The sequence below is a fragment of the Actinobacillus ureae ATCC 25976 genome (assembly GCF_000188255.1).
Classification (GTDB): Bacteria; Pseudomonadota; Gammaproteobacteria; order Enterobacterales; family Pasteurellaceae; genus Actinobacillus; species Actinobacillus ureae.
The window spans coordinates 570,370-581,394 of the sequence record NZ_GL831081.1; the positions used below are offsets into that span (position 1 = coordinate 570,370).

General features: G+C 40.4%; 21 protein-coding genes. All 21 read right to left on the reverse strand.

All coding sequences use genetic code 11. The features are described 5' to 3' along the window. Positions 1-62: 62 nt before the first annotated feature. Positions 63-413 carry a 50S ribosomal protein L19 gene (rplS, locus tag HMPREF0027_RS10585; protein ID WP_005625128.1) on the reverse strand — a complete coding sequence of 117 codons (351 nt, stop codon included), beginning with the start codon at positions 411-413 and terminating at the stop codon, positions 63-65. Between the two features lie 25 nt (positions 414-438). After that, on the reverse strand, positions 439-1,194 hold the full coding sequence (trmD, locus tag HMPREF0027_RS10590) for a tRNA (guanosine(37)-N1)-methyltransferase TrmD (protein WP_005625130.1): 756 nt from the start codon (positions 1,192-1,194) through the stop codon (positions 439-441). Between the two features lie 56 nt (positions 1,195-1,250). Beyond that, positions 1,251-1,778 carry a ribosome maturation factor RimM gene (rimM, locus tag HMPREF0027_RS10595; RefSeq protein WP_005625132.1) on the reverse strand — a complete coding sequence of 176 codons (528 nt, stop codon included), beginning with the start codon at positions 1,776-1,778 and terminating at the stop codon, positions 1,251-1,253. 33 nt (positions 1,779-1,811) lie between these two features. Then, a complete protein-coding gene (rpsP, locus tag HMPREF0027_RS10600; RefSeq protein WP_005625134.1) occupies positions 1,812-2,060 on the reverse strand; it encodes a 30S ribosomal protein S16 in 249 nt (82 codons plus the stop codon). A gap of 238 nt (positions 2,061-2,298) precedes the next feature. Continuing rightward, positions 2,299-2,682 carry a 50S ribosomal protein L17 gene (gene rplQ, locus HMPREF0027_RS10605; RefSeq protein ID WP_005625136.1) on the reverse strand — a complete coding sequence of 128 codons (384 nt, stop codon included), beginning with the start codon at positions 2,680-2,682 and terminating at the stop codon, positions 2,299-2,301. A 35-nt stretch (positions 2,683-2,717) separates the two neighbouring features. Beyond that, entirely contained in the window at positions 2,718-3,707 is a 990-nt protein-coding gene (locus tag HMPREF0027_RS10610) for a DNA-directed RNA polymerase subunit alpha (protein ID WP_005625138.1), read from the reverse strand. Between the two features lie 66 nt (positions 3,708-3,773). Next, a complete protein-coding gene (gene rpsD, locus HMPREF0027_RS10615; RefSeq protein ID WP_005599325.1) occupies positions 3,774-4,400 on the reverse strand; it encodes a 30S ribosomal protein S4 in 627 nt (208 codons plus the stop codon). A 28-nt stretch (positions 4,401-4,428) separates the two neighbouring features. Continuing rightward, positions 4,429-4,818, reverse strand: coding sequence for a 30S ribosomal protein S11 (gene rpsK / locus HMPREF0027_RS10620; protein WP_005625140.1), 390 nt, complete (start codon positions 4,816-4,818; stop codon positions 4,429-4,431). Positions 4,819-4,834: 16 nt separating this feature from the next. Continuing rightward, positions 4,835-5,191, reverse strand: coding sequence for a 30S ribosomal protein S13 (rpsM, locus tag HMPREF0027_RS10625; RefSeq protein ID WP_044024525.1), 357 nt, complete (start codon positions 5,189-5,191; stop codon positions 4,835-4,837). Positions 5,192-5,327: 136 nt separating this feature from the next. Further along, entirely contained in the window at positions 5,328-5,441 is a 114-nt protein-coding gene (rpmJ, locus tag HMPREF0027_RS10630; RefSeq protein WP_005625141.1) for a 50S ribosomal protein L36, read from the reverse strand. Positions 5,442-5,466: 25 nt separating this feature from the next. Continuing rightward, on the reverse strand, positions 5,467-6,789 hold the full coding sequence (secY, locus tag HMPREF0027_RS10635) for a preprotein translocase subunit SecY (protein ID WP_005625142.1): 1,323 nt from the start codon (positions 6,787-6,789) through the stop codon (positions 5,467-5,469). Positions 6,790-6,792: 3 nt separating this feature from the next. Further along, the gene (rplO, locus tag HMPREF0027_RS10640; RefSeq protein WP_005625145.1) at positions 6,793-7,227 is read right to left on the reverse strand and encodes a 50S ribosomal protein L15; all 435 of its coding nucleotides are present in this window, start codon (positions 7,225-7,227) and stop codon (positions 6,793-6,795) included. Positions 7,228-7,231: 4 nt separating this feature from the next. Then, entirely contained in the window at positions 7,232-7,411 is a 180-nt protein-coding gene (gene rpmD / locus HMPREF0027_RS10645) for a 50S ribosomal protein L30 (RefSeq protein ID WP_005599315.1), read from the reverse strand. A 6-nt stretch (positions 7,412-7,417) separates the two neighbouring features. Then, a complete protein-coding gene (gene rpsE, locus HMPREF0027_RS10650) occupies positions 7,418-7,918 on the reverse strand; it encodes a 30S ribosomal protein S5 (protein ID WP_005625147.1) in 501 nt (166 codons plus the stop codon). Between the two features lie 14 nt (positions 7,919-7,932). Further along, positions 7,933-8,286, reverse strand: coding sequence for a 50S ribosomal protein L18 (gene rplR, locus HMPREF0027_RS10655; protein ID WP_005625149.1), 354 nt, complete (start codon positions 8,284-8,286; stop codon positions 7,933-7,935). Positions 8,287-8,300: 14 nt separating this feature from the next. Further along, positions 8,301-8,834 (reverse strand): 50S ribosomal protein L6, encoded by a 534-nt coding sequence (gene rplF / locus HMPREF0027_RS10660; RefSeq protein WP_005625151.1) that lies wholly within the window; start codon positions 8,832-8,834, stop codon positions 8,301-8,303. 16 nt (positions 8,835-8,850) lie between these two features. Then, positions 8,851-9,243 (reverse strand): 30S ribosomal protein S8, encoded by a 393-nt coding sequence (rpsH, locus tag HMPREF0027_RS10665; protein ID WP_005619408.1) that lies wholly within the window; start codon positions 9,241-9,243, stop codon positions 8,851-8,853. 36 nt (positions 9,244-9,279) lie between these two features. Beyond that, positions 9,280-9,585, reverse strand: a complete 306-nt coding sequence (gene rpsN, locus HMPREF0027_RS10670; RefSeq protein ID WP_005625153.1) for a 30S ribosomal protein S14 — start codon at positions 9,583-9,585, stop codon at positions 9,280-9,282. Positions 9,586-9,596: 11 nt separating this feature from the next. Then, the gene (gene rplE / locus HMPREF0027_RS10675; protein WP_005619405.1) at positions 9,597-10,136 is read right to left on the reverse strand and encodes a 50S ribosomal protein L5; all 540 of its coding nucleotides are present in this window, start codon (positions 10,134-10,136) and stop codon (positions 9,597-9,599) included. A gap of 17 nt (positions 10,137-10,153) precedes the next feature. Further along, positions 10,154-10,465 (reverse strand): 50S ribosomal protein L24, encoded by a 312-nt coding sequence (gene rplX, locus HMPREF0027_RS10680; protein WP_005625155.1) that lies wholly within the window; start codon positions 10,463-10,465, stop codon positions 10,154-10,156. A gap of 10 nt (positions 10,466-10,475) precedes the next feature. After that, positions 10,476-10,847 carry a 50S ribosomal protein L14 gene (gene rplN / locus HMPREF0027_RS10685; RefSeq protein WP_005619403.1) on the reverse strand — a complete coding sequence of 124 codons (372 nt, stop codon included), beginning with the start codon at positions 10,845-10,847 and terminating at the stop codon, positions 10,476-10,478. Between the last annotated feature and the right edge of the window lie 178 nt (positions 10,848-11,025).

Genomic DNA, 11,025 nt, shown 5'->3' on the forward strand with positions numbered 1-11,025 from the left:
GCCAAAAGAAAAGGCTTGGGTTTCCCCAAGCCTTTTTATCTTTCGCATTAAGCGCATGCGAATTATTCGCCAAGACGCTCTTTGATACGTGCAGATTTACCTGAAAGCTCACGTAAGTAGTAAAGTTTAGCTTTACGTACCGCACCTTTACGTTTAACAGAGATGCTGTCAATTACTGGTGAGTGAGTTTGGAATACACGTTCAACGCCTACGCCGTTTGATACTTTACGTAGAGTGAATGCAGAGTGCAAGCCACGGTTACGAATTGCAATAACCACGCCTTCGAACGCTTGCAAACGTCTTTTACTACCTTCTACTACCCATACCTTAACTTCTAATGTGTCACCTGGACGGAAGCTAGGTACGTTTTGTTTTAACTGTTCTTGTTCGATTTGTTTGATGATGTTACTCATTTTAAAAACCTTCTAAATCCTAGAATTAACTGATTTTGTGTTGTTTTTTAATTTTAGCCAACAACACGCGTTGTTCGTCAGTCAGAGCTAGGCTATCCAATAGCTCAGGGCGTCTTAACCACGTGCGTTCAAGCGATTGTTCTAATCGCCATTTACGAATATTTTCGTGGTGACCCGACAGCAGCACTTCAGGAACAGGAATACCGTCTAACATTTCCGGACGAGTGTAATGCGGACAATCCAATAAACCTGTCGCAAATGAATCTTCATCTGCAGAGGCCTGTTTGCCTAACACTCCGGGTACAAATCTCGCAACAGCATCAATTAACGTCATTGCAGGCAATTCGCCCCCTGTAAGCACATAATCACCAATTGACCATTCTTCATCAACTTCAGTTTGAATCAATCGTTCATCAACCCCTTCATATCGTCCACAAATTAAAATTAGTTTCTGATTTGAAGCCAGTGTTTTCACACCTTGTTGATCCAGCTTACGCCCTTGTGGTGAGAGATAAATAACTTTTGCCTCTACACCGTCTTCTGCTTTTGCTGCTTGCTTCACTGCATGAATCGCATCACGCAAAGGTTGCACCATCATTAACATTCCCGGTCCACCGCCATAAGGGCGGTCATCAACCGTTTTATGTTTATCAAAAGTGAAATCACGAGGATTCCAACATTGAAGTTGCAGAAGTTCTTGTTTTACTGCACGTCCTGTCACCCCAAAATCGGTAATTGCTTTAAACATTTCAGGGAACAGTGAAATGATACCAATCCACATAATTTATCCTCAAATGTCCTTACTACTTAAAGCCAAAGCGCACCGCATACCTGAGGTTAGAAACCAGCGTCCCAATCCACCGTAATTGTTTTGGTGGCGAGATCTACTCTTTTAACTACTTGTTCATATAAGAATGGAATTAATCGTTCTTGCTTACCGAAAGCATCTTTACTGTTAGCACGCACAACCAATACATCATTTGAACCTGTTTCCATTAATTCAGTCACAACGCCCATGGTATAGCCTTCGAGATTTACCGCTTGGCAGCCGATTAAATCGTGCCAATAATAATCCCCTTCTTCCAATTCAGGAAACACAGATAAATCCACACCGATTTCCGCATTCGTTAGTAACTGCGCGCTTTCACGGTCGTCGGTACCTTTTAATTTCACAATCAAATCATTGCTGTGGTAACGCCAACTTTCTAATTCGATTGGTTGCCATTGTCCCTTAATTTTTAAGAACCAAGGCTGATAATCGAAGATACTTTCAGTTTCTTCAGTTGATGAATAGAGGCGTAACCAGCCACGAATCCCATAGGTTGACCCCAGTTTTCCGACAACTTCAATTTTTTGTTCGCTCATGCTACTCACCTACTTTGCAAAATTTTTAATAAATTAAGCCGCTTTACGAGCTTCTTTCACTAAAGATGCAACACGATCTGAAAGCTCAGCACCTTTAGCAACCCAAGCATCAACTTTAGCCACGTCTAAACGTAAACGTTCAGCTTGGCCTGCAGCTAATGGATTGAAGAAACCGATACGCTCGATGAAACGACCGTCACGTGGTGAACGGCTGTCTGCTACCACGATTTGATAGAATGGGCGTTTTTTAGCTCCGCCACGAGTTAAACGAATGGTTACCATAACCTTCCTCTAAAAATGTTGATAGTAAAAAAGAAAACCCTCGTTCGAGGTGAGGGTACTGATATGCTTTAACCATCTAAAAAGATAGAAAAGGCGGATGGATTATACCGATTTTCCACTAAATTACAAGAAAAGATCTTTGTTACGATAAAGCAAATCGGTAAGAAAAAGTTTAAAAATATTAGAAAAAAACAAAGCCCGGGATAACCTGGGCTTTTCAAAGTAAGCTATTTAGCTATTATTCCGCAGCTGCTTCAGCAACTCCTGGACGGTCAACTAACTCAATGTAAGCCATTGGTGCATTGTCGCCTGCACGGAAACCACATTTTAAGATACGAGTATAACCACCCGCACGTTGTGCAAAACGTGGACCTAATTCATTGAATAATTTAGCAACTGTTTCTACGTTGCGAGTACGAGCAAAAGCTAAGCGGCGATTTGCAACGCTATCTTCTTTTGCTAAAGTAATTAATGGTTCAACTACACGACGTAACTCTTTAGCTTTAGGTAAAGTTGTTTTAATGATCTCGTGACCGATTAAAGAACTTGCCATATTACGGAACATCGCTTGGCGATGGCTGCTGTTACGGTTTAATTGACGTCCACTCTTACGATGGCGCATAACCTATTCCTTCTTAGAAAATCTAATATCTAAAATTAGTCTTCAGCAATACTTGCTGGAGGCCAATTCTCAAGGCGCATACCCAGTGATAAGCCACGAGAAGCAAGCACGTCCTTAATCTCAGTAAGTGATTTCTTACCAAGGTTAGGTGTTTTTAATAACTCAACTTCTGTACGTTGTACTAAATCACCGATATAGTGAATTGTCTCTGCTTTCAAACAGTTAGCAGAACGAACCGTCAACTCTAAGTCATCTACTGGACGAAGTAAAATCGGATCAAATTCCGGTTTCTCTTCTTTAACTTCAGGCTGACGAACATCACGTAAATCAACGAATGCATCTAGCTGTTCTGCTAAAATCGTTGCAGCGCGACGAATGGCTTCTTCTGGATCGATTGTGCCATTAGTTTCCATCTCAATGATAAGTTTATCTAAGTCTGTACGTTGTTCTACACGAGCAGCTTCAACATTATAAGCAATGCGATCTACTGGGCTAAAACGAGCGTCAACTAATAAACGACCGATTGGACGATCTTCATCTTGAGAATGTACACGAGCTGATGCTGGCACATAACCACGACCGCGTTGAACACGGATACACATATTGATTGATGCGTTTTTATCTGTCAAATGACAAATAACGTGATCTGGATTTACAATTTCTACGTCACCATCGTGCGTAATGTCGGCTGCAGTCACAGGGCCAATTCCAGACTTATTAAGCGTCAGGATAATATCATCTTTATTTGACACTTTTACCGCTAGACCTTTAAGGTTTAACAATACTTCAAGAATATCTTCTTGTATGCCTTCTTTGCTGCTATATTCATGTAATACACCATCAATTTTAACTTCTGTTACTGCACAGCCTGGCATAGACGAAAGTAAAATGCGACGAAGTGCGTTACCTAATGTATGGCCAAAACCACGTTCTAACGGCTCTAAGGTCACTTTTGCGTGAGTTGAACTAATTTGTTCAATATTCACTAAGTGCGGCTTTAAAAATTCTGTCACAGAACCCTGCATTTTATCCTCTCTTTGTTTTTAAGCTTTATTTACTAATTTAATAATGTAATTTTAAAAAATTAACTATTATTTAGAGTAAAGCTCAACGATCAGATGTTCGTTAATATCTGCTGATAAGTCAGAGCGTTCAGGAGTACGTTTAAATACACCTTCCATCTTAGTTGCATCAACTTCTAACCAAGTTGGTTTTTCACGTTGAGTTGCTAATTCTAATGATGCTTTGATACGTGCTTGTTTTTTAGATTTCTCACGAACAGCAACTACATCATCAACAGAAACTTGATAAGAAGGAATATTCACTACACGACCGTTTACTACGATAGATTTGTGGCTTACAAGCTGACGTGCTTCAGCACGAGTTGCAGCAAAACCCATACGGTAAACTACGTTGTCTAAACGACCTTCTAATAATACTAATAAGTTCTCACCGGTATTACCTTTTAAGCGGTTTGCTTCTGTATAGTAATTACGGAATTGACGTTCTAAGATACCATAGATACGGCGAACTTTTTGTTTTTCACGTAACTGACTACCGTAGTCAGATAAACGTGGCTTGCGTGCACCGTGTTGACCTGGTGCTACATCAAGACGATTTCTACATTTTGATTCAATCGCACGAACGCCTGATTTAAGGAATAAATCAGTACCTTCACGACGGCTTAGCTTGAGCTTAGGACCCAAATATCTTGCCATTTTCTTTCTCCAATTATTCTAACGTCAATTAAACGCGACGTTTTTTCGGTGGACGACAACCGTTATGAGGAATCGGAGTCACATCAGTAATGTTCGTGATACGGAAACCTGCTGCATTTAATGCACGGATTGTTGATTCACGACCTGGACCCGGACCTTTAACCATAACTTCCAAGTTCTTTAAGCCGAATTCTTTAACAGCTTCAGCACAACGTTCTGCAGCAACTTGTGCAGCAAACGGAGTTGATTTACGAGAACCACGGAAACCTGAACCACCTGCAGTTGCCCATGCTAGAGCGTTACCTTGACGGTCAGTAATAGTCACGATTGTGTTATTGAAAGATGCGTGGATATGAGCTACGCCATCTACAATCTGTTTTTTAACGCGCTTACGTGCGCGAACTGGTGTTTTAGCCATTATTTATCTACTCCGATTATTTTTTGATCGGTTTGCGTGGACCCTTACGAGTACGCGCATTAGTCTTAGTACGTTGACCACGTACTGGTAAACTACGACGATGACGTAAACCACGGTAGCAACCTAAGTCTAAAAGACGTTTGATGCTTAATGTTACTTCACGACGTAAATCACCTTCGACAGTAAATTTACCAACTTCTTCACGCAGTTTTTCAATCTGCTCTTCAGACAATTCTCTGATCTTTACATCTTCAGCAATACCCGTTGCTGCACAGATAGCTTTAGCACGAGTTTTACCGATACCGTAAATTGCAGTTAATGCGATTACAGTATGTTTTTGATCAGGAATGTTAATGCCTACAATACGGGCCACTATACACTCCTATTATTTAAGTTTATTGATATGCTGATCTTGAAAAGCCCGTTTCAGGATACTCAAACAGCATATCAGGATGAATGAGCTGAGCAGTATACCTGCTCAGCGGGTTCTTTGCAAGAAAGAATACTAATTAACCTTGACGTTGTTTGTGTTTAAGATCGCTACAAATTACGCGAACAACACCTTCACGTTTAACAACTTTACAGTTACGGCATAATTTCTTAACTGAAGCACGAACTTTCATTGCTTATCCTTTTTGATCTAAGGGACTACTGCCCTAAGCCTTTCAAATTGGCTTTCTTCAACACAGAGTCATATTGTAATGACATTAAATGACTTTGAACCTGTGCGATGAAATCCATAATAACTACCACTACGATTAACAGTGAAGTACCGCCTAATTGGAATGGTACTTTCCATAAAGATGTAATGATATAAGGAACCAAACAAACAAAAGTAATATACAACGCACCGATTAAGGTTAAGCGTGTCATCACTTTATCAATATAACGTGATGTTTGTTCGCCTGGTCGATAACCTGGTACAAACGCACCTGATTTCTTCAAATTATCCGCTGTATCACGAGGATTATATTGCATTCCCGTATAGAAGAATGCAAAGAAGATTACTGCCATTGTGAATAACACAATATATAACGGTTGTCCTGGCTGTAATAATTGTGATAAGTCAAATAACCATTCAAGTCCTTCGCTTTGACCAAACCACTGCGAAATACTCGCAGGGAACAAGATGATACTTGACGCGAAGATTGCAGGAATTACACCTGCCATATTAACTTTTAATGGTAAATGAGAAGATCTAGCTGGCGCCATCATTCTACCTTGCTGGCGACTTGCATAATTTACCACAATTCTTCTTTGTCCGCGTTCAACAAAGACAACAAAATATGTTACCGCAAATGCGATTACAGCTACTAATAAAAGAACAAGTGGAGAAATTTCGCCTTGACGAGCTTGCTCAATTGTTTGCCCAATTGTCGCCGGTAAATCCGCAACAATACCTGCAAAGATAATCAAAGAGATACCGTTACCGATACCACGCTCAGTGATTTGCTCACCTAACCACATTAGGAACATTGTTCCCGTAACTAGGCTGATTACAGAAGTTACATAGAATAAGATACTTGGATTAGGAACTAATCCTTGCAACATATTCGGTAGGGCAATTGAAATACCAATAGACTGAATAAATGCTAATAACAAAGTAGCATAGCGAGTATATTTACTAATTTTTCGACGTCCCGCTTCACCTTCTTTTTTTAGCTCAGCTAAAGGAGGATGAATCGCTGTCAATAATTGAACAATAATTGACGCCGAAATATAAGGCATAATACCTAACGCAAATGTAGACGCTCGGCTTAAAGCACCACCAGAGAACATATTAAACATATCAATGATGGTGCCTTGCTGTTGTCGAACTAATTCGGATAATACAGAAGCATCAATGCCAGGAACAGGTATAAAAGAACCGATACGGAAAACGATTAACGCACCTAAAACAAATAATAATCTTGATTTAAGCTCGCCAGTCCCTTTTTGTGTACTACCTTGGTACCCTGGTTGCTTTGCCATCTATTATTCCTCGATAGAACCGCCAGCAGCTTCGATAGCAGCTTTAGCACCTTTAGTTACACGTAAACCTTTAACTACAACCACTTTTTCAATTTTACCTGCTAAAATTACTTTTACAGATAAAATATCTTTAGTGATTACGTTAGCAGCTTTAAGAGCTTCTAAAGTTACTTCGTTACCATCTACTTTAGCTAAGTCGTTTAAACGAATTTCAGCTACGTGGAATGATTTTAATGAAGTAAAACCAAATTTTGGTAAACGACGGTATAAAGGCATTTGACCACCCTCGAAACCACGACGAACGCCGCCGCCTGTACGAGATTTTTGACCTTTATGACCACGACCACCAGTTTTACCTAAACCAGAACCGATACCACGACCTAAACGTTTAGCACTGTGCTTAGCACCTTCAGCTGGAGAAAGAGAATTTAAACGCATTCTATTATTCCTCCACTTTAACCATATATGACACTTGATTAATCATACCACGAACTGCCGGAGTATCGATTAATTCAACTGTATGACGAATATGACGAAGACCTAAGCCTTTTAACGTTGCTTTATGTTTCGGTAAACGAGCGATAGAGCTACGAGTTTGAGTTACTTTAATTGTTTTTGCCATATTCAATTACCCCAAAATTTCTTCAACAGTTTTACCACGTTTAGCAGCAACCATTTCAGGTGATTTCATATTTGCAAGTGCATCAATTGTTGCACGAACAACGTTGATTGGGTTGGTTGAACCGTATGCTTTAGAAAGAACGTTGTGAACGCCTGCTACTTCTAACACAGCACGCATTGCACCACCAGCGATGATACCAGTACCTTCGCTAGCTGGCTGCATGAATACACGTGAACCAGTGTGTGAACCTTTAACAGGGTGTTGTAATGTACCTTCGTTTAAAGCTACGTTAATCATATTGCGACGAGCTTTTTCCATCGCTTTTTGGATCGCTGCTGGAACTTCACGTGCTTTACCGTAACCAAAACCAACACGACCGTTACCATCGCCTACTACTGTTAAAGCAGTGAAGCTCATGATACGACCACCTTTTACGGTTTTTGATACACGGTTAACCGCGATTAGCTTTTCCTGCAGTTCACCAGCTTGTTTTTCGATGTTTGACATCTCAAATTCCTCTATTAGAACTGTAGACCAGCTTCACGAGCAGCGTCTGCTAATACTTGCACACGACCGTGGTATTTGAAACCTGAACGATCAAATGCAACTGCTTGAATACCTTTAGCTAAAGCACGCTCCGCAACTAATTTACCAACTACTGCAGCTGCGTCTTTATTACCAGTGTATTTAACTTGCTCTTTAATTACTTTCTCAACAGTTGAAGCTGCTGCTAGTACTTCTGAGCCATTAGGTGCAATAACCTGCGCATAAATATGGCGAGGTGTGCGATGCACAACCAAACGGGTTGCACCTTGCTCTCTCATTAAATGACGTGCACGGCTTGCACGACGGATACGAGCTACTTTCTTATCCATAGTGTTACCTTACTTTACTTTTTCTTCGCTTCTTTTGTACGAACTACTTCATCAGAGTAACGTACACCTTTGCCTTTATAAGGCTCTGGACGGCGATATGCACGAATATCAGCTGCTACTTGGCCAATTAACTGTTTGTCTGCACTCTTAAGAACGATTTCTGTTTGAGATGGACATTCACCAGTTACGCCAGCTGGCAACGTATGTTCAATTGGGTGTGAATAGCCTAAACTTAAAGCAACTACGTTACCTTTCATTTGTGCTCTATAACCAACACCTACTAATTGCAATTTCTTAGTAAAGCCTTCAGTAACACCGATAACCATAGCATTAACAAGTGCACGAGCAGTACCTGCTTGAGCATCTGCATTTGCAACACCAGCACGTGGTGCGAAAGTTAATGCGTTAGCATCTTGATTTACTTCAACTGCATTATGAATTTCACGAGATAACTCGCCGTTTTTACCTTTAATTGTTAATAGCTGACCGCTGAGTTTTACTTCAACACCGGCAGGAATATTAACAGGTGCTTTTGCAACACGAGACATTCTTCCTACCTCTCTATTATGCTACGTAACAGATAATTTCACCGCCGAGGCCCGCTTGACGCGCTGCACGGTCGGTCATTACACCTTTAGATGTAGAAACAACTGCAATACCTAAACCACCCATAACTTTTGGTAATTCGTCTTTACGTTTGTAAATACGAAGACCTGGACGGCTTACGCGTTGGATACTTTCTACAACTGGTTTATTTTGGAAATATTTTAAAGTGATTTCCAATTCAGGTTTTGAACCTTCAACAATTTTGAAGCTCTCAACATAACCTTCTTCAGCTAAAACGCTTGCAATAGCAACTTTTAACTTAGATGAAGGCATACTGATTGCAACTTTATTCGCAGCTTGACCGTTACGAATACGGGTCAGCATATCTGCGATTGGATCTTGCATGCTCATGTATTTACTCCCATGATTCCAAATTAAAAGAGGTTATTACCAGCTTGCTTTCTTAAGGCCTGGAATTTCACCGCGCATTGCAGCTTCACGTACCTTAATACGGCTTAAACCAAACTTACGAAGTACACCGTGTGGACGACCAGTTTGGCGGCAACGGTTACGCTGACGGCTAGGACTTGAATCGCGTGGAAGTGTTTGTAATTTTAACACTGCTGCCCAACGATCTTCGTCTGAAGAATTTACATCAGAGATGATTTTCTTTAATTCTTCACGTTTAGCGTAGAATTTATCAGCTAATTTAGCACGTTTAACATCACGTGCAATCATTGATTGTTTTGCCACGATAACCTACCTTATTTACGGAATGGGAAATTGAAAGCAGCTAATAAAGCTTGGCCTTCTTCATCACTTTTCGCAGTTGTGGTGATAGTAATATCTAAACCACGTACACGATCTACTTTATCATAGTCGATTTCTGGGAAAATGATTTGTTCACGAACACCCATACTGTAATTACCACGACCGTCGAATGACTTCGCATTTAAACCGCGGAAGTCACGGATACGTGGAACAGCGATAGTAATCAATCTTTCAAAGAATTCCCACATACGTTCGCCACGTAGGGTTACTTTGCATCCGATTGGATATCCCTGACGGATTTTAAAGCCTGCAACAGATTTGCGTGCTTTAGTAATTAAAGGTTTCTGACCGCTAATTGCTGTTAGATCCGCTACTGCGTTATCTAAAAGTTTTTTATCGGTCAATGCTTCACCCACACCCATATTCAGGGTAATCTTTTCGATTCGTGGGACTTGCATGACAGATGAGTAGTTGAATTTAGCTTTTAATTCATTAACTACTTGATCTCTGTAGTAATCATGCAGTTTCGCCATCGCATTACTCCAGTTAATTAAATAATTTCATTATTAGATTTGAAGAAACGTACTTTTTTACCATCTTCGAATCTAAAACCTACACGGTCAGCTTTATTTGTTTTCGGGTTGAAAATTGCAACGTTTGATGCATCAATCGCAGCTTCTTTCTTCACTAAGCCACCAGCTTTACCTAAAGCAGGAACTGGTTTTTCATGTTTAGTGATGATTTTAACACCTTCAACAATCACTTTACCGTTTGGTAACACTTGAGTTACCTTACCACATTTGCCCTTATCTTTACCGGTAAGAACAATTACTTCATCATTTTGACGGATTTTAGCAGCCATTACATTCCCCTTACAGTACTTCTGGAGCTAATGAAATGATCTTCATAAACTTCTCAGAACGAAGTTCACGAGTCACAGGTCCAAAAATACGAGTACCGATTGGTTGCTCAGTATTATTGTTTAAAATTACACAAGCGTTACCATCGAAACGAATAACTGAGCCATCTGGGCGACGAACACCCTTCTTGGTGCGCACAACAACTGCTTTTAACACATCACCTTTTTTAACTTTACCGCGTGGAATTGCTTCTTTTACAGTAACTTTGATAATGTCGCCAATTGCAGCGTAACGACGGTGCGATCCACCTAGAACCTTGATACACATTACGCTACGAGCCCCTGAGTTATCAGCAACATCCAGCATAGTCTGTTCTTGGATCATATTAGTGCTCCGTTAAATTAAAAAAAACCCTTTCGGGACGAAAATCTACTTGCCCTATGCAAGTAGGTGGCGAATTATACCTCACTAACTCACCTGAAATCAAATAAAATTTACGGGCAAGCGGCAATATTTCACTCAAAAATTACAAATAAAAAAGCCCTAATCTGATCTGCCCCCC

What these genes read in the sequence shown, in the direction of transcription:
- rplS (WP_005625128.1), bottom strand. Translation starts at nt 413, where the DNA reads ATGAGTAACATCATCAAACAAATCGAACAAGAACAGTTAAAACAAAAC.
- trmD (WP_005625130.1), bottom strand. Translation starts at nt 1,194, where the DNA reads ATGTGGATTGGTATCATTTCACTGTTCCCTGAAATGTTTAAAGCAATT.
- rimM (WP_005625132.1), bottom strand. Translation starts at nt 1,778, where the DNA reads ATGAGCGAACAAAAAATTGAAGTTGTCGGAAAACTGGGGTCAACCTAT.
- rpsP (WP_005625134.1), bottom strand. Translation starts at nt 2,060, where the DNA reads ATGGTAACCATTCGTTTAACTCGTGGCGGAGCTAAAAAACGCCCATTC.
- rplQ (WP_005625136.1), bottom strand. Translation starts at nt 2,682, where the DNA reads ATGCGCCATCGTAAGAGTGGACGTCAATTAAACCGTAACAGCAGCCAT.
- HMPREF0027_RS10610 (WP_005625138.1), bottom strand. Translation starts at nt 3,707, where the DNA reads ATGCAGGGTTCTGTGACAGAATTTTTAAAGCCGCACTTAGTGAATATT.
- rpsD (WP_005599325.1), bottom strand. Translation starts at nt 4,400, where the DNA reads ATGGCAAGATATTTGGGTCCTAAGCTCAAGCTAAGCCGTCGTGAAGGT.
- rpsK (WP_005625140.1), bottom strand. Translation starts at nt 4,818, where the DNA reads ATGGCTAAAACACCAGTTCGCGCACGTAAGCGCGTTAAAAAACAGATT.
- rpmJ (WP_005625141.1), bottom strand. Translation starts at nt 5,441, where the DNA reads ATGAAAGTTCGTGCTTCAGTTAAGAAATTATGCCGTAACTGTAAAGTT.
- secY (WP_005625142.1), bottom strand. Translation starts at nt 6,789, where the DNA reads ATGGCAAAGCAACCAGGGTACCAAGGTAGTACACAAAAAGGGACTGGC.
- rplO (WP_005625145.1), bottom strand. Translation starts at nt 7,227, where the DNA reads ATGCGTTTAAATTCTCTTTCTCCAGCTGAAGGTGCTAAGCACAGTGCT.
- rpmD (WP_005599315.1), bottom strand. Translation starts at nt 7,411, where the DNA reads ATGGCAAAAACAATTAAAGTAACTCAAACTCGTAGCTCTATCGCTCGT.
- rpsE (WP_005625147.1), bottom strand. Translation starts at nt 7,918, where the DNA reads ATGTCAAACATCGAAAAACAAGCTGGTGAACTGCAGGAAAAGCTAATC.
- rplR (WP_005625149.1), bottom strand. Translation starts at nt 8,286, where the DNA reads ATGGATAAGAAAGTAGCTCGTATCCGTCGTGCAAGCCGTGCACGTCAT.
- rplF (WP_005625151.1), bottom strand. Translation starts at nt 8,834, where the DNA reads ATGTCTCGTGTTGCAAAAGCACCTGTTAATATTCCTGCCGGTGTTGAA.
- rpsH (WP_005619408.1), bottom strand. Translation starts at nt 9,243, where the DNA reads ATGAGCATGCAAGATCCAATCGCAGATATGCTGACCCGTATTCGTAAC.
- rplE (WP_005619405.1), bottom strand. Translation starts at nt 10,136, where the DNA reads ATGGCGAAACTGCATGATTACTACAGAGATCAAGTAGTTAATGAATTA.
- rplX (WP_005625155.1), bottom strand. Translation starts at nt 10,465, where the DNA reads ATGGCTGCTAAAATCCGTCAAAATGATGAAGTAATTGTTCTTACCGGT.
- rplN (WP_005619403.1), bottom strand. Translation starts at nt 10,847, where the DNA reads ATGATCCAAGAACAGACTATGCTGGATGTTGCTGATAACTCAGGGGCT.